Genomic DNA, 17,747 nt, shown 5'->3' with positions numbered 1-17,747 from the left:
CCTCGACTGTACTCCCGCCGTCGTGAGCTGCGGTGATGACCGGACAGGCATCGCCGGGTGCGGAACAGGTCTTGGACCGGGGCCGCGGGCCGGACGCACGCTGGAGTCATCCCAGCACATTCACTCTCCGTGAGGTGATTCGTCATGCGTGTGTTCGTCACCGGCGCCACCGGGTTCATCGGCAGCGCGGTCGTCCGCGAACTGCTCGGCGCCGGGCACCAGGTGCTCGGCCTCGCCCGCTCGGACGCGGCCGAGGCGGCCCTGAAGGAGGTGGAGGCGGAGGCGCACCGGGGCGACCTGAACGACGTCGACGGGCTGCGGGTCGCGGCGGAATCGGCGGACGGGGTGGTCCACACGGGCTTCAACCACGACTTCTCCGACATGCAGGGTGCCCTGCGCACCGAACTCGCGGCCCTGGCGGCCTTCGGCGACGCCCTCGCCGACTCCCACCGCCCCCTGGTCATCAGCTCTGTGACAGGGCTGCTCACCCCGGGCCGTCTCGGCACCGAGACGGACGGCCCCGACCCGGCGGCGCCCGGCGCGCACCGCGGTGAGTCGGAGCGAGCCGCCCTCGCCCTGGCCGACCGCGGGATACGCGTCTCCGCGATCCGGCTCCCGGCCTCCGTACACGGCACCGGCGACCACGCCTTCGTCCCACACCTGATCGAACTCGCCCGGGAGAAGGGCGCCGCCGCCTATCCGGGCGACGGCGCCAACCGCTGGCCGGCCGTGCACCGCCTGGACGCGGCCGTCCTCTTCCGCAAGGCCCTGGAGACCGCCCCGGCCGGTGCCGTGCTGCACGCGGCCGCCGAGGAGGGCGTACCGCTCCGCGACATCACCTCGGTCATCGGCCGCCGCCTCGGCCTGCCGGTCGTGTCCCTCGCGCCGGAGGAGGCGGCCGCCCACTTCGGCTGGATGATCGGCTTCGTCGGTAACGACAACCCGACGTCCAGCGCCGCGACCCGGGAGCGCTACGAGTGGCGGCCCGAGCAGCCGGGGCTGCTGGCCGACATCGACCAGGACCACTACTTCGACTGAGAGTCACATAGGACCCTGGAGGTCAGCGCACCTACGTGTCGGATTTCCGCCAGCATCGGCCACACCCGGTGGCCGATGCTGGACCCATGCAGAACATGCAGAAAGGGACGATCCTCGACCGAGAGCACTGTGTGCGGGCCGTGCAGTCGAAGGACGCACGGTTCGACGGCTGGTTCTTCACGGCCGTCCTGACCACCCGCATCTACTGCCGGCCCAGCTGCCCGGTGGTTCCGCCCAAGCCCGAGAACATGACCTTCTACCCGAGCGCGGCCGCCTGCCAGCAGGCCGGCTTCCGTGCCTGCAAGCGCTGCCGCCCCGACACCAGCCCCGGCTCCCCGGAGTGGAACCAGCGCGCCGACCTGGTCGCCCGCGCCATGCGGCTGATCGCCGACGGGGTCGTGGACCGCGACGGCGTGCCCGGTCTCGCCGCCCGCCTCGGCTACAGCCCCCGGCAGGTCGAACGCCAGCTCCTCGCCGAACTCGGCGCCGGCCCGCTGGCCCTCGCGCGGGCCCAGCGCGCCCAGACCGCCCGCCTGCTGATCGAGACGACCCCCCTGCCGATGGCCGAGATCGCCTTCGCGGCCGGCTTCTCCTCGATCCGCACCTTCAACGACACCGTCCGCGAGGTCTTCGCGCTGTCCCCGAGCGACCTGCGCAACCGCCGCCCACGCTCGGCGCATCTCGCCCCGGGAGTGCTCACCCTCCGGCTGCCCTTCCGCGCCCCCCTCAACCCCGACAACCTCTTCGGCCACCTCGCCGCCACCGCCGTACCCGGCGTCGAGGAGTGGCGGGAAGGCGCCTACCGGCGGACCCTCCGGCTGCCGTACGGCCACGGCATCGCCGCCCTCGCCCCGCGGCCCGACCACATCGCCTGCCGGCTCACCCTCAGCGACCTGCGGGACCTGCCCGTCGCGATCAGCCGCTGCCGGCGGATGCTCGACCTGGACGCCGACCCGGTCGCGGTCGACGACCAGCTGCGCACTGACCCCGTCCTGGCTCCGCTGGTGGACAAGGCGCCCGGCCGCCGGGTGCCCCGCACGGTCGACGAGGCGGAGTTCGCGGTGCGGGCCGTGCTCGGCCAGCAGGTCTCCACGGCCGCCGCCCGCACCCACGCGGCCCGCCTGGTGACCGCCCACGGCACTCCGGTGGACGACCCGGAGGGCGGCCTCACCCACCTCTTCCCGTCTCCCGAGGCGCTGGCCGAACTGCCCCCCGAGACCCTGGCGATGCCCCGCACCCGCCGCACCACCTTCACCACCCTGGTCGGCCAACTCGCCGACGGCACCCTGCACTTGGGTGTGGAGAGCGACTGGGCCCAGGCTCGCGCCAAGCTCCTCGAACTCCCCGGCTTCGGCCCCTGGACCGTCGACGTCATCGCCATGCGCGCTCTCGGCGACCCCGACGCCTTCCTCCCCACTGACCTCGGAATCCGCCGCGCCGCCCAGGAGCTGGGCCTGCCCGGCACCCCGGCCGCCCTCACCGCACGCGCGGCCGCCTGGCGCCCTTGGCGGGCCTACGCGGTCCAGTACCTGTGGGCGACCGACAGCCACCCGATCAACTTCCTTCCCGTGTAAGGAACCTTGCCGTGAAGAACCACACCGTCACCGACAGCCCCTACGGCCCCCTCACCCTGGTCGCCGAGGACGGCACGCTCTGCGGCCTCTACATGGAGGCCCAGCGCCACCGCCCGCCCGAGGAGACCTTCGGCGCCCGCGACGACACCCTCTTCACCGAGGCCGAGGAACAGCTGACCGCCTACTTCGCGGGCGAGTTGAAGGAGTTCACCCTCGAACTGCGCCTGAACGGCTCCCCGTTCCAGCGCAGCGTCTGGGCCCAGCTGGCGCGGATCCCGTACGGCGAGACCCGCACCTACGGCGAACTCGCCGACGCCCTCGGCAACCCGCAGGCCTCCCGAGCGGTCGGCCTCGCCAACGGGAAGAACCCCATCGGCATCATCGTCCCCTGCCACCGCGTCATCGGCGCGAACGGCAGCCTCACCGGCTACGGCGGCGGCCTGCCCCGCAAGCAGCGCCTGCTGGACTTCGAGCGGGGCGCGGGCCTCTTCTGACCGGCGTCCGACAGGGCTTAGGCGGCTCGCAGCTCCGCGAGGAGCTTCGGCAGCGCGGTTCCGATCGGCTCCCGGAGGACCTCGTCGGCCCGGTCGTCGTACGGTGTCGGCTCGGCGTTGACGATGACCAGCCGGGCGCCGTGGTCGGCGGCCACACCCGCCAGCCCGGCGGCCGGCTGCACCTGGAGGCTGCTGCCGACGGCGATGAACACGGTGCACGCCTTGCTGATGGCGAGGGCCTCGCCGAGGACGACCGGGTCGAGCCGCTCACCGAACATCACGGTCGCCGACTTGAGGATCCCCCCGCACTCCAGGCACAGCGGATCCTCCTCACCGGCCTCGACGCGGGCGATCGCGTCCACCATCGGCCCGCGCGCATGGCACTTGGTGCACACCACGCTGCGCGCCGAGCCGTGCAGTTCGAGCACCTTGCGGGCGGGCATCCCGGCGAGCTGGTGCAGCCCGTCCACGTTCTGCGTGATGACCCGCACCGGGATCCCGGACCTGTCCAGCTCGGCGACGGCGCGATGGGCGGCGTTCGGCTCGGCCTTCAGGGTGCGGTTCTTGCGCCGCACCTGCCAGGACCGGCGCCGGATCTCCGGGTCGCCCATGTAGTAGTCGTACGTCACGAGCTTCTCGGCCTCGGGGTCCCTGCGCCACAGACCGTTCGGGCCGCGGTAGTCGGGGATCCCGGAGTCGGTCGAGATGCCGGCGCCGCTGAGGATGGCGACGAGGGGCTTGGTCATGCGTTCGAGGGTAGGGCGGGGCGGGCGCGGGCGGCGAGCGGATATCGCCCGGCCCCCGGGATCACCCGGCGCGGTGGCCGTTCTCCAGTTCCGCGGTACCCGCGCCCTCGTCCAGTACGTCCAGCGCGGCCAGCACCCGGCGGCCCAGAGCGCCCGGCAGGTACCCGGTGAGTTCGGCGCGCGGGACCAGCCGCCAGGACAGCAGTTCCTCCTCCTGGAGCCGGATCGCCTTGAGGTCGGCGTCGGTGACCACACCGCCGTCGTACAGGTAGGCGACGATCGGTGGCCGGCCCGTGCCGTGCACCCAGTCCACCGCGAGCAGCCGGCCCATCTCCCGGTCGAGGCCGATCTCCTCCAGGGTCTCCCGGCGGGCGCCCTGGCGCGGGGTCTCCCCGTCGTCGGACTCGACGGTTCCGCCCGGCAGCGCCCAGCCCTCCCGGTAGTTGGGCTCGACGAGCAGCACCCGTCCCTCGGCGTCCCGGAAGAGTGCGGCCGCCCCGGCGAGGATCCGGGGGAGGCTCGCGATGTACGCGGCGTAGGTGTCAGTCGTGGTCACTCAGGAAGAGTAACCAGCGCGGGCTCGCTGCTCGTCCGGGCGAGCCGCACGGTGCGCTCCGCCAGGTCGCTGATGCGGGCCCCGTCGAAGCCGAAGACGGCGCTGCGGACCGTGTCCTGAAGGGGGTCCTTCCACTGGTCGGGGATGGCCGCCGCGCCGGTCAGCACCCCGGCCACCGAGCCCGCCGTCGCGCCGTTGGAGTCGGTGTCCAGGCCGCCGCGGACGGTGAGGGCGACGGTCCGGGTGAAGTCGCCGTCGCCGTAGAGCAGCCCGGCGGTGAGCACGGCCACGTTCGGGACGGCGTGGATCCAGCCCAGGCCCGCGGTCTCCTCGGACACGGTGGTGAGGGTGTCCTCCCAGCTCAGCCGGGTCTCGTACAGGGAGACGACCCGGCGCACGGTCCGGGCCAGGCGGCAGCTCGCCGGTACGACGGTGAGCGCGGTGCAGATGGCCTGCCGCACCGTCGGCGCGGTGAACGCCGCGGAGATCAGCGCGGCGGCCCACATGGCGCCGTACACCCCGTTCCCGGAGTGCGACAGCACCGCGTCGCGGCGGGCCAGGGCGGCGGCCCGGTGCGGGTCGTCCGGGCAGGTCCAGCCGAAGATGTCGGCGCGGATCAGGGCGCCGATCCACTCCTGGTACGGGTTGTCGTAGGTGGCGGTGAGGGGCGGCTTCAGGCCGTCCGCGAGGTTGCGGTACGCGGCCCGTTCCGCCGTGAAGGTCTGGAGGTACGGCAGCCGCAGCAGCCACAGCTCGCCGACCTGCTCGGTGCTGAAACCGAAGCCGTGGGTCTCCAGGAGGTCCAGGCCGAGGATCGCGTAGTCGACGTCGTCGTCACGGCAGCTGCCGTGGATCCGGCCGCGCACGCACTGCCGCCACTCGGGGCGCAGTGCCAGGGCGTCGCTCTCGTCGGCGGGCTCGGGGAGGTAGTCGGTGAGCGGCAGGGCGGCGGCCCGCCGCAGGTAGCCGTCGATGCGCTCCCGGGTCCACAGGTCGCCCCGCTCGACCGGTTTGCCGAGCATGTTGCCCGCGATCCGGCCGAGCCAGCCGCCGAGCACACGGTCGGCGAGGTCAGGCCCGGCGGTGCCGTGGTTGCTCATGGCTGTGGTCTACCCGTTTTCCCAGGCGGTTCCCAGGCCTTTCCCAGGCTTCGGTCGGGGAATGACGGCAAGGGTGTCCTCCGGTTAAGGTCACAGCGGCGCGACTGGCCTTGACGTGCGTGAGGCCCGGAGAGCAAGGGGATTACAGGTGACACAGCGCGTGCTCATCGCCGCGGACAAGTTCAAGGGCTCGCTGACGGCCGTGCAGGTCGCCGAGCGGGTCACGGCGGGGCTCAGGCGGGTCGTGCCCGGCCTCGACGTCGAGGCGCTGCCCGTCGCGGACGGCGGGGACGGCACGGTGGCCGCGGCGGTCGCGGCCGGGTTCGACCGGCACGAGCGGGCGGTCGCCGGGCCGCTGGGCCAGGAGGTAACCGCCACGTTCGCGCTGCGCGGCGACACCGCGGTCGTGGAGATGGCCGAGGCGAGTGGGCTGCAGCGGCTGCCCCGCGGGGTCTTCGCGCCCCTGACGGCCTCCACCTACGGCTCCGGAGAGCTGCTGCGGGCCGCGCTCGACGCGGGTGCGCGCACGATCGTCTTCGGCGTCGGAGGCAGTGCCACGACCGACGGCGGCGCCGGAATGCTGTCGGCGCTCGGGGCTCGGTTCCTGGACGAGGACGGCGGACCGGTACCGCCGGGCGGGGGCGGCCTCGCGGCCCTGGCCCGCGCGGACCTGTCCGGGCTGGACCCGCGCCTGGCCTCCGTCGACCTGATCCTCGCCAGCGACGTTGACAACCCGCTCACCGGCCCGAAGGGCGCGCCCGCGGTCTACGGCCCGCAGAAGGGGGCCTCGCCGGACGACGTGGCTGCCCTGGACGAGACGCTCGGCCACTTCGCGATGGTCCTGGAGGCCGAGGTCGGCCCGCGCGCCGTGGAGTACGCGGCCGCGCCGGGTGCCGGGGCCGCCGGGGGCATCGGGTACGGGGCCCTGCTGCTCGGCGCCCGCTTCCGGCCCGGCATCGAGGTCATGCTCGACGTCCTGGGCTTCGCGCCCGCGCTGGAGCGGGCGTCGCTCGTCATCACCGGTGAGGGCTCGCTTGACGAGCAGACCCTGCACGGGAAGGCCCCGGCGGGGGTGGCGGCCGCGGCGCGTGCCGCAGGCAAGGAGGTCGTGGCGGTGTGCGGACGCCTCGCCCTGCCGCCGGCGGAGCTCGGCCGGGCCGGAATCCGGCGGGCGTATTCGCTGACGTCGGTGGAGCCGGACGTGGTGAAGTGCATCGCGGACGCCGGGCCGATCCTGGAGCGGGTCGCCGAGCAGATCGCGCGGGACTTTCTCTGCTGAGGGCGGCCTAGACCGGCGTCAGGACGCCCGTCGAGTCACGGTAGTAGCTGCCACTCGTGAGGCCCCACACCTTGTGCTTGTTGTGGAGCCACTGGAACGCGATGTCGTGCACGATCTCGGCGGGGCGCTCCCAGACCACGGAGTGTCCCGCCCCCTCCAGCTCGAACATCAGCTTCTCGGGCCCGCCGACGGCCTTGTAGAGGGCCGGCACGGAGAAGCGCAGGGGCGGGGGCACGGGGACGTTCGGCGCGGTGTTGGCCGTCTTGTCCAGCTCGCCGTAGACGATGACGACGGGAACCCGGTCACCGAGGACGTAGTTGCCCAGCGCGTCCTGGTAGGGCACCGTCTCCTTGGTCCAGCCCCAGAAGTAGGAGTTCCGGAACCGGTGTATGCCCTCGAACACGCCGGGTGACAGCTCCCGGCCCCAGGTGCTGCCGACGGGGTCGTTCGCCATCATGGCGGCCCACGCCTTGTCCTCCATGCCGGGCTCGCGTTGGGGCGGGGTGCCCTGCTCGTTGTTCCATGCGCCCACGAAGCCCTTCTTGTCGCTGACGAACATGGGGAAGCCGTACAGGGTGGGTGGGTCGGAGACCGGCAGCGAGGTGGCCGCCGGAATGGCGAAGGGATCCGCGGGATCCCCCGACCACCGCCCGTCGGGCGGGAAGACGGGAGCGAGCAGGAACAGGCTCTTGACGACCTCGGGGTGCTGGAGGGTGTACGGCCCCATGGACGCCGCCGCCGCGGACCAGCCGATGAAGTCCATGGGCTTCTCCCGGTGAGGCAGCGACCTGATGAAGTCGACCACGGTGGCCAGCTCCGCGCACTCGCTCTCCGTGTTGCCCAGTTGGTGCGGGTACAGAGGCAGGCCGGTGTACGGGGGCGACAGCGGATTGGGGGAGAGGACGCTGCGCTGTGCGGGGCCGGCGTTGCGGGGCTCGTCCATCTTCGGGCGGGGCGACCGGCCGTTGCCCTGCAGGTCCATCAGGAAGACGTCGTAGTGGTGCTTGGCCAGGTCCTGCGCCCAGTTGTAGTCGATGGTGGACCCGGGAACCGTGAGGTCGTATCCGGCGAGAACCGGGACGCTCCGGCCGTGGAGCATCAGCACCACCTCGTGCGGCTGGTTGCCCTCGGTGCCGTCGTACTCCCGGACGAAGAGGTTCACGGTGTCGCCCTCGTTCGCCGGCAGCTTCGAGACGTGCGGGACCGAGTAGTCCTTGTGAGTGAGTGCGGTCATGGCTGTCCTCCGATCCGTAAGACGGGGGCAATCCCCCTCCCCGAATGGGGACAAATCCCCGTAAAGTTCAGCCCAATTCCACCGTCCTCCGCGGCCTCGCCCTCTGCAACTCGGCGTCTGCCAGGGTTGGTTGACCCGTCAAAGGCCAACGCCATACGCCCTTGAACGCGAAACGGGTGTGGCCCGAGCCTCGCAGGCTCGGGCCACACCCGTTTCGCGTCGTGACGAGGGTCAGGGCAGCTGTGCCGCCCGTGCCTCGCGCCGGTTGTCGCGGAAGTTGTTCACCCGGCGGGCCGTGGCGAACAGCGGGATCACCGCACCCGTCACCAGCTGCAGCGCGCAGCCGGTCTGGAGGAGCAGCTGGCCGCCCGGGGCGTCGAACGCCCAGGCCGCCAGGAGGCCCACGCCGAGCACGATCCAGGACAGCATCGCGACCGCGAGGCGGCCACGCGGCTTCGGGTACTCGACCCGGCTCACCATCAGCCACGCCGTGCCGAGGATCGCGAGCAGCGTCGCGAAGAACGGCAGCTCCAGGAGCACGATCGAGACGACCGTGAGGGCGCCGAACGGCGACGGCATGCCCTGGAACATGCCGTTCGGCGGCGACACGCACGAGAAGCGCGCGAGTCTCAGCACCACGGCCAGCAGCACCACGACCGCTCCGACCGCGGCCACCTTCTGGTACGCGTCGTCCGCCACCATGCCGTAGACGAGGACGAAGTACGCCGGGGCGAGGCCGAAGCTGATCAGGTCGGAGAGGTTGTCCAGCTCGGCGCCCATGGGGGAGGAGCGCAGCTTGCGCGCCACCAGGCCGTCGAACAGGTCGAAGATCGCCGCGCAGAGCATCAGGATGACCGCGGTCGCGGCGCTGTGGCGTGCCATGCCCGCCGACTGGTCGTCCCCGGTGAGGTGCGGGATCAGGATGCCGGTGGTGGTGAAGTACACCGCCATGAAGCCGCACGTCGCGTTGCCGAGCGTGAGGGTGTCCGCTATCGAGAGGCGGAGAGAGAGCGGCATCTCCTCCTCGTCGTCGCCGATCTCGTCGGCCTCGGGCACCCAGCCCGCCTGGGTCTCAGGATCAATCACGGTCAATGCGAGTCACCCCAGCCACGGTCTTCTGGCCGACCTCGACCGCGACCTCCACGCCCTCCGGCAGGTAGATGTCGACGCGCGAGCCGAAGCGGATCAGACCGATGCGGTCGCCCTGCTCGACCTTCGTGCCCTGCGGGACGTAGGGGACGATGCGGCGGGCCACCGCGCCGGCGATCTGGATCATCTCGATGTCGCCGAGTTCGGTGTCGAAATGCCACACTACGCGCTCGTTGTTCTCGCTCTCCTTGTTGAAGGCGGGAACGAAGCCACCGGGGATGTGTTCCACCGACGTCACCTGGCCCGAGAGGGGCGCGCGGTTGACGTGGACGTTGAGCGGGCTCATGAAGATGGCGACGCGGGTGCGGCCGTCCTTCCAGGGCATGATGCTCTGCACCACACCGTCGGCGGGGGAGATGACACGGCCCTGGGCGATCTCACGCTCGGGGTCGCGGAAGAACCACAGCATGCCCGCCGCGAGCGCGGTGGCGGGCACAGCGACGGCCTTCGCGGCGCCGGAGCGACGGGCGCGCAGGAGGCTGACGGCTGCGGTGGCGACGGTCGGGAGAAGCCACGGCGATGCTCCGCGCGCGAGGCGTACGCCGGCCAGGCTGTCTCGATGTGCAGAGGTTTGGCTGTGGGGCATGGATGACCTTCGTAGCGGATGATGCCGCGCGGGAAACGGGGACGGCGGCTTTCCGGGATCGTACCGGTCGGGGGCCACAACTGGGCAAGCCAGGAAGACGAGTCGGCGGCTGAAGACCGTTGACGGGGTGTGATCTTCTTCTCGAAGAAAACACCCCGTATCCGGACAATCAGCCCTGGAATCGATACTCTTCGAGCAGCCTCCGCCCGATGATCATTTTCTGGATCTCGGCGGTACCCTCGCCGATCAGCAACATCGGCGCCTCGCGGTAGAGACGTTCGATCTCGTACTCCTTGGAGAAGCCGTAGCCGCCGTGGATCCGGAAGGCGTCCTCCACGACCTCCTTGCAGTACTCGGAGGCGAGGTACTTCGCCATCCCTGCCTCAAGGTCGTTTCGTTCCCCGGAGTCCTTTTTGCGTGCAGCGTTGACCATCATGGCATGCGCGGCCTCGACCTTGGTAGCCATCTCCGCGAGCTTGAACTGGATGGCCTGGTGCTGGGCGATCGGCTTGCCGAAAGTGTGACGCTGCTGGGCGTACCGGACACCCAGTTCGAACGCCCGCTGCGCGACACCGCAGCCACGTGCCGCCACGTTGACACGGCCGACCTCGACCCCGTCCATCATTTGGTAAAAACCTCGGCCGGTGACGCCGCCGAGCACCCGATCGGCCGGAATCCGCAGCCCGTCCATGATCAGCTCGGTGGTGTCGACGCCCTTGTAGCCCATCTTGTCGATCTTGCCCGGGATGGTGAGGCCGGGGCGGACCTCTCCGAAGCCGGGCTCCTTCTCGACCAGGAACGTCGTCATCGACTTGTGGGGCGCCGTGCCCTCCGGGTGTCCTTCGTCACTCCGGACGAGTACGGCCACGAGGGACGACGTGCCGCCGTTCGTCAGCCACATCTTCTGGCCGTTCAGGACGTACTCCTCGCCGTCCCGCACCGCCTTCGAGGTGATCGCCGACACGTCGGAACCCAGGCCCGGCTCCGACATCGAGAAGGCGCCCCGGATGTCGCCGGCCGCCATGCGCGGCAGGAAGTGGTCCTTCTGCTCCTGCGTGCCGTGCTGCTTGAGCATGTACGCCACGATGAAGTGCGTGTTGATGATCCCGGAGACCGACATCCAGCCCCGGGCGATCTCCTCGACGCAGAGCGCGTACGTCAGGAGGGACTCGCCCAGGCCGCCGTACTCCTCGGGGATCATCAGGCCGAACAGGCCGAGCTCCTTGAGGCCGTCGACGATCTGCTGCGGGTACTCGTCGCGGTGCTCCAGCTCGGTGGCGACCGGGATGATCTCCTTGTCCACGAAGTCGCGGACGGTGGAGAGGATCTCCTGCTGGACGTCGGTCAGACCGGCGGTCTGGGCGAGACGGGCCATGGCTACTTCTCCTGCTCCTTGAGCTCCGGGCGGCCCGGCTGCTCGCCGCCGCGCTCCTTGATGTACGTCTCGGTCGGCACCATCACCTTGCGGCGGAAGGTGCACACCAGCGTGCCGTCCTGCTTGTAGCCCTTGGTCTCGACGTAGACGATCCCGCGGTCGTTCTTCGACTTGGAGGGCCACTTGTCGAGCACGGTCGTCTGGCCGTAGATCGTGTCGCCGTGGAAGGTCGGCGCCACGTGCTTGAGCGACTCGATCTCGAGGTTGGCGATCGCCTTGCCGGAGATGTCCGGCACGCTCATGCCGAGCAGCAGCGAGTAGATGTAGTTCCCGACCACCACGTTCTTGCCGAAGTCCGTCGTCTTCTCGGCGTAGTTGGTGTCCATGTGGAGCGGGTGGTGGTTCATGGTGAGGAGACAGAACAGGTGGTCGTCGTACTCCGTGACCGTCTTTCCCGGCCAGTGCTTGTACGTCGCCCCGACCTCGAACTCCTCGTACGTGCGTCCGAACTGCATCGCGCTCAGGCCTCCGGGATCTCGAACTTCGACGTGCGCCGCATGCCGGCGGCCCGGCCCTTGCCCGAGATGACCAGGGCCATCTTGCGGCTGGCCTCGTCGATCATCTCGTCGCCGAGCATCGCGGAGCCCTTCTTGCCGCCCGCCTCGGACGTGTAGTAGTCGTACGCGTCCAGGATCAGCTCGGCGTGGTCGTAGTCCTCCTGGGACGGCGAGAAGATCTCGTTGGACGCCTCGACCTGGCCCGGGTGCAGCACCCACTTGCCGTCGAAGCCGAGCGCGGCGGCGCGCCGGGCGACCTCGCGGTAGCCGTCGAGGTTGCGGATCTGGAGGTAGGGGCCGTCGATCGCCTGGAGGTTGTTGGCGCGGGCGGCCATCAGGATCTTCATCAGGATGTAGTGGTAGGCGTCCGCCGGGTATCCGGGCGGCTGCTCGCCCACGACCAGCGACTTCATGTTGATGGAGGCCATGAAGTCGGCCGGGCCGAAGATGATGGTCTCGACGCGCTGGGAGGCGGTCGCGATCTCGTTGACGCTGTTGAGGCCCTGCGCGTTCTCGATCTGCGCCTCGATGCCGATCTTGCCGACCTCGAAGCCCATGGTCTTCTCGATCTGGGTGAGGAGGAGGTCAAGGGCGACGACCTGCTGGGCCGTCTGCACCTTCGGCAGCATGATGCAGTCCAGGTTCTGCCCGGCGCCCTCGACCACGGTCACGACGTCACGGTACGTCCACTCGGTCGTCCAGTCGTTGACGCGCACCACGCGCGTCTTGCCCGTCCAGTCGCCCTCGTTGAGGAACTTGACGATGGTGTGCCGCGCCTCGGGCTTGGCGAGCGGCGCGCACGCGTCCTCCAGGTCCAGGAAGACCTGGTCCGCCGGGAGGCCCTGCGCCTTCTCCAGGAAGCGCGGGTTCGAGCCGGGCACGGCCAGGCAGGAGCGCCGCGGGCGGAGACGGTTGACGGGCGTGGTCATGCGGGGACCTCCAGGGGGTCGAGCTTGTTCGCTTTCCGGATCTCGTCGACGATGCGGCCGATGATGCCGGTGATGTCGAAGTCCTTCGGGGTGAAGACCGCGGCCACCCCGGCGGCCCGGAGCTGATCGGCGTCACCATTCGGGATGATGCCACCGGCGATGACGGGTATATCTGTGGCACCGGCCACACGGAGGCGTTCCAGGACGTCCGGGACCAGCTGGGCGTGCGAGCCGGACAGGATCGACAGGCCCACCGCGTGCACGTCCTCGGCGAGGGCCGCGTCCACGATCTGTTCGGGCGTCAGCCGGATGCCCTGGTACACCACTTCGAAGCCGGCGTCCCTGGCCCGTACGGCGATCTGCTCGGCGCCGTTGGAGTGCCCGTCCAGGCCCGGCTTGCCGACCAGGAAGCGGAGCTTGCCGCTGCCCAGGTCGCGTGCCGTGGCGTCCACCTTGGCGCGCACCTCGGCAAGCGCCGAGCCCGCCTCGACGGGGACGGCGACGGGGGCCGAGGAGACCCCGGTAGGCGCTCGGAACTCCCCGAACACCTCCCGGAGCGCGCCCGCCCACTCGCCGGTCGTGGCCCCGGCACGGGCGCACTCCAGGGTGGCTTCCATGAGGTTGCCGGTGCCCTTGGCAGCCTCCTTCAGCCGCTCCAGCGCCTTGCAGGGCCGCGGGTGGTTGAACGGCGGCTGGTACCGCGTGTCGCGCCAGCGGCCGATCGCCTCCACCACCCGTGCCTCGACCGCCGGGTCGACCGTCTGGATGGCGGTGTCCAGGTCGGCGGTGAGCGGGTTGGGTTCGGTCGTCTCGAAGATGTTGACGCCGACGATCTTCTCCTGCCCGGACTCGATCCGGCCCCGGCGCTCCGCGTGCGAGGCGACCAGCTGCGACTTCAGATAGCCGGACTCGACGGCGGCCATCGCACCGCCCATCTCCTGGATCCGCTCGATCTCGGCGAGGGAGTCCTCGACCAACTGGGTGACCTTCGCCTCGATGACGTGCGAGCCCTCGAAGATGTCCTCGTACTCCAGCAGATCGCTCTCATGGGCGAGCACCTGCTGGATGCGCAGCGACCACTGCTGGTCCCAGGGCCGGGGCAGGCCAAGGGCCTCGTTCCACGCGGGAAGCTGCACGGCACGCGCGCGGGCGTCCTTCGACAGCGTCACGGCGAGCATCTCGAGGACGATCCGCTGGACGTTGTTCTCCGGCTGCGCCTCGGTCAGTCCGAGCGAGTTGACCTGGACGCCGTACCGGAAGCGCCGCTGCTTGGGGTCCTCGATGCCGTACCGCTCGCGGGTGACCTTGTCCCAGATGCGGCCGAACGCCCGCATCTTGCACATCTCCTCGACGAACCGGACGCCCGCGTTCACGAAGAAGGAGATCCGCGCGACGACATCGCCCATGCGTTCCTGCGGCACCTGTCCGGAGTCACGGACGGCGTCAAGGACCGCGATGGCCGTGGACATCGCGTACGCGATCTCCTGGACCGGGGTGGCGCCCGCCTCCTGCAGGTGGTAGCTGCAGATGTTGATCGGGTTCCACTTCGGGAGGTGGGAGACCGTGTACGCGATCATGTCCGTCGTCAGGCGGAGCGAGGGCCCCGGCGGGAAGACATGCGTCCCCCGGGACAGGTACTCCTTGACGATGTCGTTCTGGGTCGTGCCCTGGAGCTTGGTGATGTCCGCGCCCTGCTCCTCGGCGACGACCTGGTAGAGCGCCAGCAGCCACATGGCGGTGGCGTTGATCGTCATCGAGGTGTTCATCTGCTCCAGGGGGATGTCCTGGAACAGCCGGCGCATGTCACCGAGATGCGAGACGGGTACGCCCACCCGGCCGACCTCGCCGCGGGCGAGGATGTGGTCGGGGTCGTAGCCGGTCTGCGTCGGCAGGTCGAACGCCACCGACAGGCCGGTCTGGCCCTTGTCGAGGTTACGCCGGTACAGCTCGTTGGACGCCTCGGCCGTGGAGTGCCCGGCGTACGTGCGCATGAGCCACGGCCGGTCCTTCTCCCGCCTGCCTTCGGCGATCTGACGCTCAGTCATCTATGACCTCGGGTGTCTCAGACGTTGCGGAAGCGGTTGATGGCGTCGAGGTGCTTGGCGCGCATCTCCTCGTCGCGCACGCCCAGGCCTTCCTCGGGGGCGAGGCAGAGGACGCCGACCTTGCCCTGGTGGAGGTTGCGGTGCACGTCGTAGGCGGCCTGACCGGTCTCCTCCAGGGAGTAGACCTTCGACAGCGTCGGGTGGATCTTGCCCTTCGCGATCAGCCGGTTGGCCTCCCAGGCCTCGCGGTAGTTGGCGAAGTGCGAACCGATGATCCGCTTCAGGGACATCCACAGGTAGCGGTTGTCGTACTCGTGGTTGTAGCCCGAGGTGGAGGCGCAGGTGACGATCGTGCCGCCCTTGCGGGTGACGTAGACCGAGGCGCCGAAGGTCTCGCGGCCCGGGTGCTCGAAGACGATGTCGACGTCCTCGCCGCCGGTCAGCTCACGGATGCGCTTACCGAAGCGCTTCCACTCCTTCGGGTCCTGCTCGTGCTCGTTCTTCCAGAACTTGTAGCCCTCGGCGTTGCGGTCGATGATCGCCTCGGCGCCCATCGCCCGGCAGATCTCCGCCTTCTGCGGGCTGCTCACCACACAGATGGGGTTCGCTCCGCCAGCCAGCGCGAACTGCGTGGCGTAGGAGCCGAGTCCGCCGCTCGCGCCCCAGATGAGCACGTTGTCGCCCTGCTTCATGCCGGCGCCGTTGCGGGAGACCAGCTGCCGGTAGGCGGTGGAGTTGACCAGACCGGGGGCGGCGGCCTCCTCCCAGCTCAGGTGGCCCGGCTTGGGCATCAGCTGGTTGGACTTGACCAGCGCGATCTCGGCGAGACCGCCGAAGTTGGTCTCGAAGCCCCAGATCCGCTGCTCGGGGTCGAGCATGGTGTCGTTGTGCCCGTCGGACGACTCCAGCTCCACGCTCAGGCAGTGCGCGACGACCTCGTCACCGGGCTTCCAGGCGTTGACGCCCGGGCCGGTGCGCAGGACCACGCCCGCGAGGTCGGAGCCGATGATGTGGTACGGCAGGTCGTGCCGCTTGGTCAGCTCGGAGAGCCTGCCGTAGCGCTCCAGGAACCCGAAGGTCGACAGGGGCTCGAAGATCGAGGTCCAGACCGAGTTGTAGTTGACGCTCGATGCCATGACGGCGACCAGGGCCTCGCCCGGGCCCAGCTCGGGCAGGGGGACCTCGTCGAGGTGGGTGGACTTGCGCGGGTCCTTGTCGCGGGTCTCCAGGCCCGCGAACATCTCCGTCTCGTCCTTGTGCACGGTGATCGCGCGGTACGACTCCGGGAGCGGCAGGGCGGCGAAGTCGGCCGGCGTCGAGTCCGGCGACTGGATCGCGTCGAGAATGGCCTGAGTGGTCACGGTGTTGCCTCCGGCGGTGTGCGCCCCTTGAGGGAAGGGGTGCTGAGGGTTACGTCGGTTGCTGCTGAGGGTTTTGGGAAGGTGCCGTCGGTTCGGCGTGGGTGGTGCTTCGGCAGCGCTTTGTGGCGCGGGAGGTTGCCTGTGACGCAGGCGTCCGGCGGGCGGGCTGGTGGGCTCGCCGGGACAGGCCGGACATCAACAACGTATGACACCGCGTGTCAGGTGGCAAGGCACTGAGTGCCAGAACTTGCTCTCAAATGAAATCTTTACGTAACAAATGAGCGATGATCGATCAAAGCTACCGCCGAGTACGGTAACGCGCCCCGACTTGCGGTAGTCGTCCCGATGTCGGGCGGGTCCGATGTGGAGCAGGTCGGCCAGGGGTGTCCGGGTCCTCGCGCTCGCGTATGCCCGCCGGCAGTGCCACCGCGTACCGGGCCGGCTCCTGCCGTACCGCGGCCGTCACGAGCTGCGGCACGCGCGGGTCGGCCACGGGAAAGACGCTCCGGCCCGGCTCCGGCCGTGACCCGGCACGCAGTGCCATCGCCGCGCCCGGGAGGGGCCGTGCAGCCCCGCGACCCCGCGGGGCCGTGCAGTCCCGCGACCCCCGCGGTCCGGCTCTCCGGCGGCCCAGGCCGCCCCTCCCCGTGCCGCGCGTCGAGCCATCAGACCGCGTTGGTCCCGCAGTCGAATTCAGCGTCCGGCGTCTGCGGCTGAGTGGCCGAGCGGCGACTCAGTGACCGCGACCCCCTACGACCGCTCCTTCAGCGCCTGCTCGATCGTGCGCATGACCTCGTCCAGCGGCGCATCGGTCCGGGCCACCGTCACCAGTACCTCCCCCTGCGAGGCCACCGACGCCGTCGTGGTCGGCCGGGGCGCTGTCTCGCGGCCCGCCCCGATCCCTGTTCCGAACGTCTTGCGCACGATCGCGAAGGCGTGGTCCAGCTGCGTCTCCACATCACCCTGCCCGCCCGCCCGCAGCCAGCGCCGCAGCACATGGTTGTGGGCGGTGACCACCGCCGACGCGGCGACCTCGGCCAGCAGCGGGTCGTCGTTCGCGTCGTCGGCGTGCGCGTGCTCGTCGAAATGGCCGAGGAGATAGCGGGTGAAGAGACGCTCGTAGCGGGCCACCGAGGCGATCTCGGCCTCGCGGAGCGTCGGTACCTCGCGGGTGAGCTTGTAGCGGGCGACCGAGATGTCCGGCCGGCCCGCGTACATCTTCATGACTTCCTTGATGCCACGGCACACGGTGTCGAGGGGGTGCTCGTGCGCCGGGGCCGCGTTGAGCACGGCCTCCGCGCGGATCAGCGTGTCGTCGTGGTCCGGGAAGATCGCCTCTTCCTTGGAGCGGAAGTGGCGGAAGAAGGTGCGCCGGGCCACGCCTGCCGCGGCCGCGATCTCGTCGACGGTGGTCGCCTCGTACCCCTTGGTCGCGAACAGCTCCATCGCGGCGGCCGCCAGTTCTCGGCGCATCTTGAGCCGCTGGGCGGCCGCGCGACTGCCTGCGGCACTTTCCGGCGCGTCGGGCGTGGCTGGTGTACGGGAGGACTTGGCGGGCTGGGGCATGACCCGAACGTACTGCATGTGCGCAGCTTGATGGGCATGTCCGGGGTTTCCCCCGCCTGCGACGGGCGGGGGACCGCCGGACCGGACGGGCGGGGGACGGCCGCCCGGGTCGAGCAGCCCGCCCCAGTCCTGCTCGTCCCGGAACCAGTCGCCGAGGC

Annotated in this window: 16 protein-coding genes; 4 read left to right on the top strand and 12 right to left on the bottom strand. The window is 70.4% G+C overall.

Annotated features, from left to right (window positions below; all coding sequences use genetic code 11):
- The first annotated feature begins 144 nt into the window (after positions 1-144).
- The 3 genes from ABTY98_RS30385 (at position 145) to ABTY98_RS30375 (ending at position 3,106) form a co-directional block, all read left to right on the top strand.
- Positions 145-1,038 (top strand): SDR family oxidoreductase, encoded by an 894-nt coding sequence (locus tag ABTY98_RS30385; RefSeq protein ID WP_352224253.1) that lies wholly within the window; start codon positions 145-147, stop codon positions 1,036-1,038.
- A gap of 95 nt (positions 1,039-1,133) precedes the next feature.
- Entirely contained in the window at positions 1,134-2,612 is a 1,479-nt protein-coding gene (locus ABTY98_RS30380) for an AlkA N-terminal domain-containing protein (protein ID WP_352224309.1), read from the top strand.
- Between the two features lie 11 nt (positions 2,613-2,623).
- Positions 2,624-3,106, top strand: a complete 483-nt coding sequence (locus ABTY98_RS30375) for a methylated-DNA--[protein]-cysteine S-methyltransferase (RefSeq protein WP_352224252.1) — start codon at positions 2,624-2,626, stop codon at positions 3,104-3,106.
- A gap of 17 nt (positions 3,107-3,123) precedes the next feature.
- Here ABTY98_RS30375 and ABTY98_RS30370 read toward each other — a convergent pair whose 3' ends face one another.
- The 3 genes from ABTY98_RS30370 to ABTY98_RS30360 all read right to left on the bottom strand — a co-directional run bounded on the left by ABTY98_RS30370 (position 3,124) and on the right by ABTY98_RS30360 (position 5,508).
- A complete protein-coding gene (locus ABTY98_RS30370) occupies positions 3,124-3,852 on the bottom strand; it encodes an SIR2 family NAD-dependent protein deacylase (RefSeq protein WP_352224251.1) in 729 nt (242 codons plus the stop codon).
- Between the two features lie 61 nt (positions 3,853-3,913).
- Positions 3,914-4,408 carry an NUDIX domain-containing protein gene (locus ABTY98_RS30365; RefSeq protein WP_352224250.1) on the bottom strand — a complete coding sequence of 165 codons (495 nt, stop codon included), beginning with the start codon at positions 4,406-4,408 and terminating at the stop codon, positions 3,914-3,916.
- Positions 4,405-5,508 carry an ADP-ribosylglycohydrolase family protein gene (locus tag ABTY98_RS30360; RefSeq protein WP_352224249.1) on the bottom strand — a complete coding sequence of 368 codons (1,104 nt, stop codon included), beginning with the start codon at positions 5,506-5,508 and terminating at the stop codon, positions 4,405-4,407. The genes ABTY98_RS30365 and ABTY98_RS30360 overlap by 4 nt, the downstream gene beginning before the upstream one ends.
- 160 nt (positions 5,509-5,668) lie before the next feature.
- Between ABTY98_RS30360 and ABTY98_RS30355 the strand changes: the two genes are divergently transcribed.
- Complete coding sequence (locus tag ABTY98_RS30355; protein ID WP_352224308.1) at positions 5,669-6,787, top strand: glycerate kinase; 1,119 nt, start codon at positions 5,669-5,671, stop codon at positions 6,785-6,787.
- Between the two features lie 7 nt (positions 6,788-6,794).
- Here the strand turns inward: ABTY98_RS30355 and ABTY98_RS30350 are convergent, their stop codons facing one another.
- The 9 genes from ABTY98_RS30350 to ABTY98_RS30310 all read right to left on the bottom strand — a co-directional run bounded on the left by ABTY98_RS30350 (position 6,795) and on the right by ABTY98_RS30310 (position 17,589).
- Complete coding sequence (locus ABTY98_RS30350; protein WP_352224248.1) at positions 6,795-8,021, bottom strand: alpha/beta fold hydrolase; 1,227 nt, start codon at positions 8,019-8,021, stop codon at positions 6,795-6,797.
- A 231-nt stretch (positions 8,022-8,252) separates the two neighbouring features.
- Entirely contained in the window at positions 8,253-9,077 is an 825-nt protein-coding gene (pssA, locus tag ABTY98_RS30345) for a CDP-diacylglycerol--serine O-phosphatidyltransferase (RefSeq protein WP_352224307.1), read from the bottom strand.
- 22 nt (positions 9,078-9,099) lie between these two features.
- Complete coding sequence (locus ABTY98_RS30340) at positions 9,100-9,756, bottom strand: phosphatidylserine decarboxylase (protein ID WP_189266580.1); 657 nt, start codon at positions 9,754-9,756, stop codon at positions 9,100-9,102.
- A 169-nt stretch (positions 9,757-9,925) separates the two neighbouring features.
- Positions 9,926-11,131 carry an acyl-CoA dehydrogenase family protein gene (locus ABTY98_RS30335; RefSeq protein ID WP_352224247.1) on the bottom strand — a complete coding sequence of 402 codons (1,206 nt, stop codon included), beginning with the start codon at positions 11,129-11,131 and terminating at the stop codon, positions 9,926-9,928.
- 2 nt (positions 11,132-11,133) lie between these two features.
- Positions 11,134-11,646 carry a MaoC family dehydratase gene (locus ABTY98_RS30330; RefSeq protein WP_352224246.1) on the bottom strand — a complete coding sequence of 171 codons (513 nt, stop codon included), beginning with the start codon at positions 11,644-11,646 and terminating at the stop codon, positions 11,134-11,136.
- A gap of 5 nt (positions 11,647-11,651) precedes the next feature.
- Complete coding sequence (locus tag ABTY98_RS30325; RefSeq protein WP_352224245.1) at positions 11,652-12,617, bottom strand: HpcH/HpaI aldolase/citrate lyase family protein; 966 nt, start codon at positions 12,615-12,617, stop codon at positions 11,652-11,654.
- Positions 12,614-14,662: an ethylmalonyl-CoA mutase gene (locus ABTY98_RS30320; RefSeq protein WP_352224244.1), complete on the bottom strand. Its 2,049-nt coding sequence runs from the start codon at positions 14,660-14,662 to the stop codon at positions 12,614-12,616. The genes ABTY98_RS30325 and ABTY98_RS30320 overlap by 4 nt, the downstream gene beginning before the upstream one ends.
- Positions 14,663-14,679: 17 nt before the next feature.
- Positions 14,680-16,023, bottom strand: a complete 1,344-nt coding sequence (ccrA, locus tag ABTY98_RS30315) for a crotonyl-CoA carboxylase/reductase (protein WP_352224243.1) — start codon at positions 16,021-16,023, stop codon at positions 14,680-14,682.
- A 750-nt stretch (positions 16,024-16,773) separates the two neighbouring features.
- Entirely contained in the window at positions 16,774-17,589 is an 816-nt protein-coding gene (locus tag ABTY98_RS30310; RefSeq protein ID WP_352224242.1) for a TetR family transcriptional regulator, read from the bottom strand.
- Positions 17,590-17,747: the final 158 nt, after the last annotated feature.

This window comes from Streptomyces sp. NPDC096040, from assembly GCF_040303265.1.
Taxonomy (GTDB): Bacteria; Actinomycetota; Actinomycetes; order Streptomycetales; family Streptomycetaceae; genus Streptomyces.
This window is presented reverse-complemented; position numbering and strand designations above follow the sequence as displayed.

Excerpts from the sequence above, each read along its gene's own strand:
- ABTY98_RS30385 (WP_352224253.1), top strand. The coding sequence starts at position 145 with ATGCGTGTGTTCGTCACCGGCGCCACCGGGTTCATCGGCAGCGCGGTC.
- ABTY98_RS30380 (WP_352224309.1), top strand. The coding sequence starts at position 1,134 with ATGCAGAAAGGGACGATCCTCGACCGAGAGCACTGTGTGCGGGCCGTG.
- ABTY98_RS30370 (WP_352224251.1), bottom strand. The coding sequence starts at position 3,852 with ATGACCAAGCCCCTCGTCGCCATCCTCAGCGGCGCCGGCATCTCGACC.
- ABTY98_RS30360 (WP_352224249.1), bottom strand. The coding sequence starts at position 5,508 with ATGAGCAACCACGGCACCGCCGGGCCTGACCTCGCCGACCGTGTGCTC.
- ABTY98_RS30350 (WP_352224248.1), bottom strand. The coding sequence starts at position 8,021 with ATGACCGCACTCACTCACAAGGACTACTCGGTCCCGCACGTCTCGAAG.
- ABTY98_RS30340 (WP_189266580.1), bottom strand. The coding sequence starts at position 9,756 with ATGCCCCACAGCCAAACCTCTGCACATCGAGACAGCCTGGCCGGCGTA.
- ABTY98_RS30335 (WP_352224247.1), bottom strand. The coding sequence starts at position 11,131 with ATGGCCCGTCTCGCCCAGACCGCCGGTCTGACCGACGTCCAGCAGGAG.
- ABTY98_RS30330 (WP_352224246.1), bottom strand. The coding sequence starts at position 11,646 with ATGCAGTTCGGACGCACGTACGAGGAGTTCGAGGTCGGGGCGACGTAC.
- ABTY98_RS30325 (WP_352224245.1), bottom strand. The coding sequence starts at position 12,617 with ATGACCACGCCCGTCAACCGTCTCCGCCCGCGGCGCTCCTGCCTGGCC.
- ABTY98_RS30320 (WP_352224244.1), bottom strand. The coding sequence starts at position 14,662 with ATGACTGAGCGTCAGATCGCCGAAGGCAGGCGGGAGAAGGACCGGCCG.
- ABTY98_RS30310 (WP_352224242.1), bottom strand. The coding sequence starts at position 17,589 with ATGCCCCAGCCCGCCAAGTCCTCCCGTACACCAGCCACGCCCGACGCG.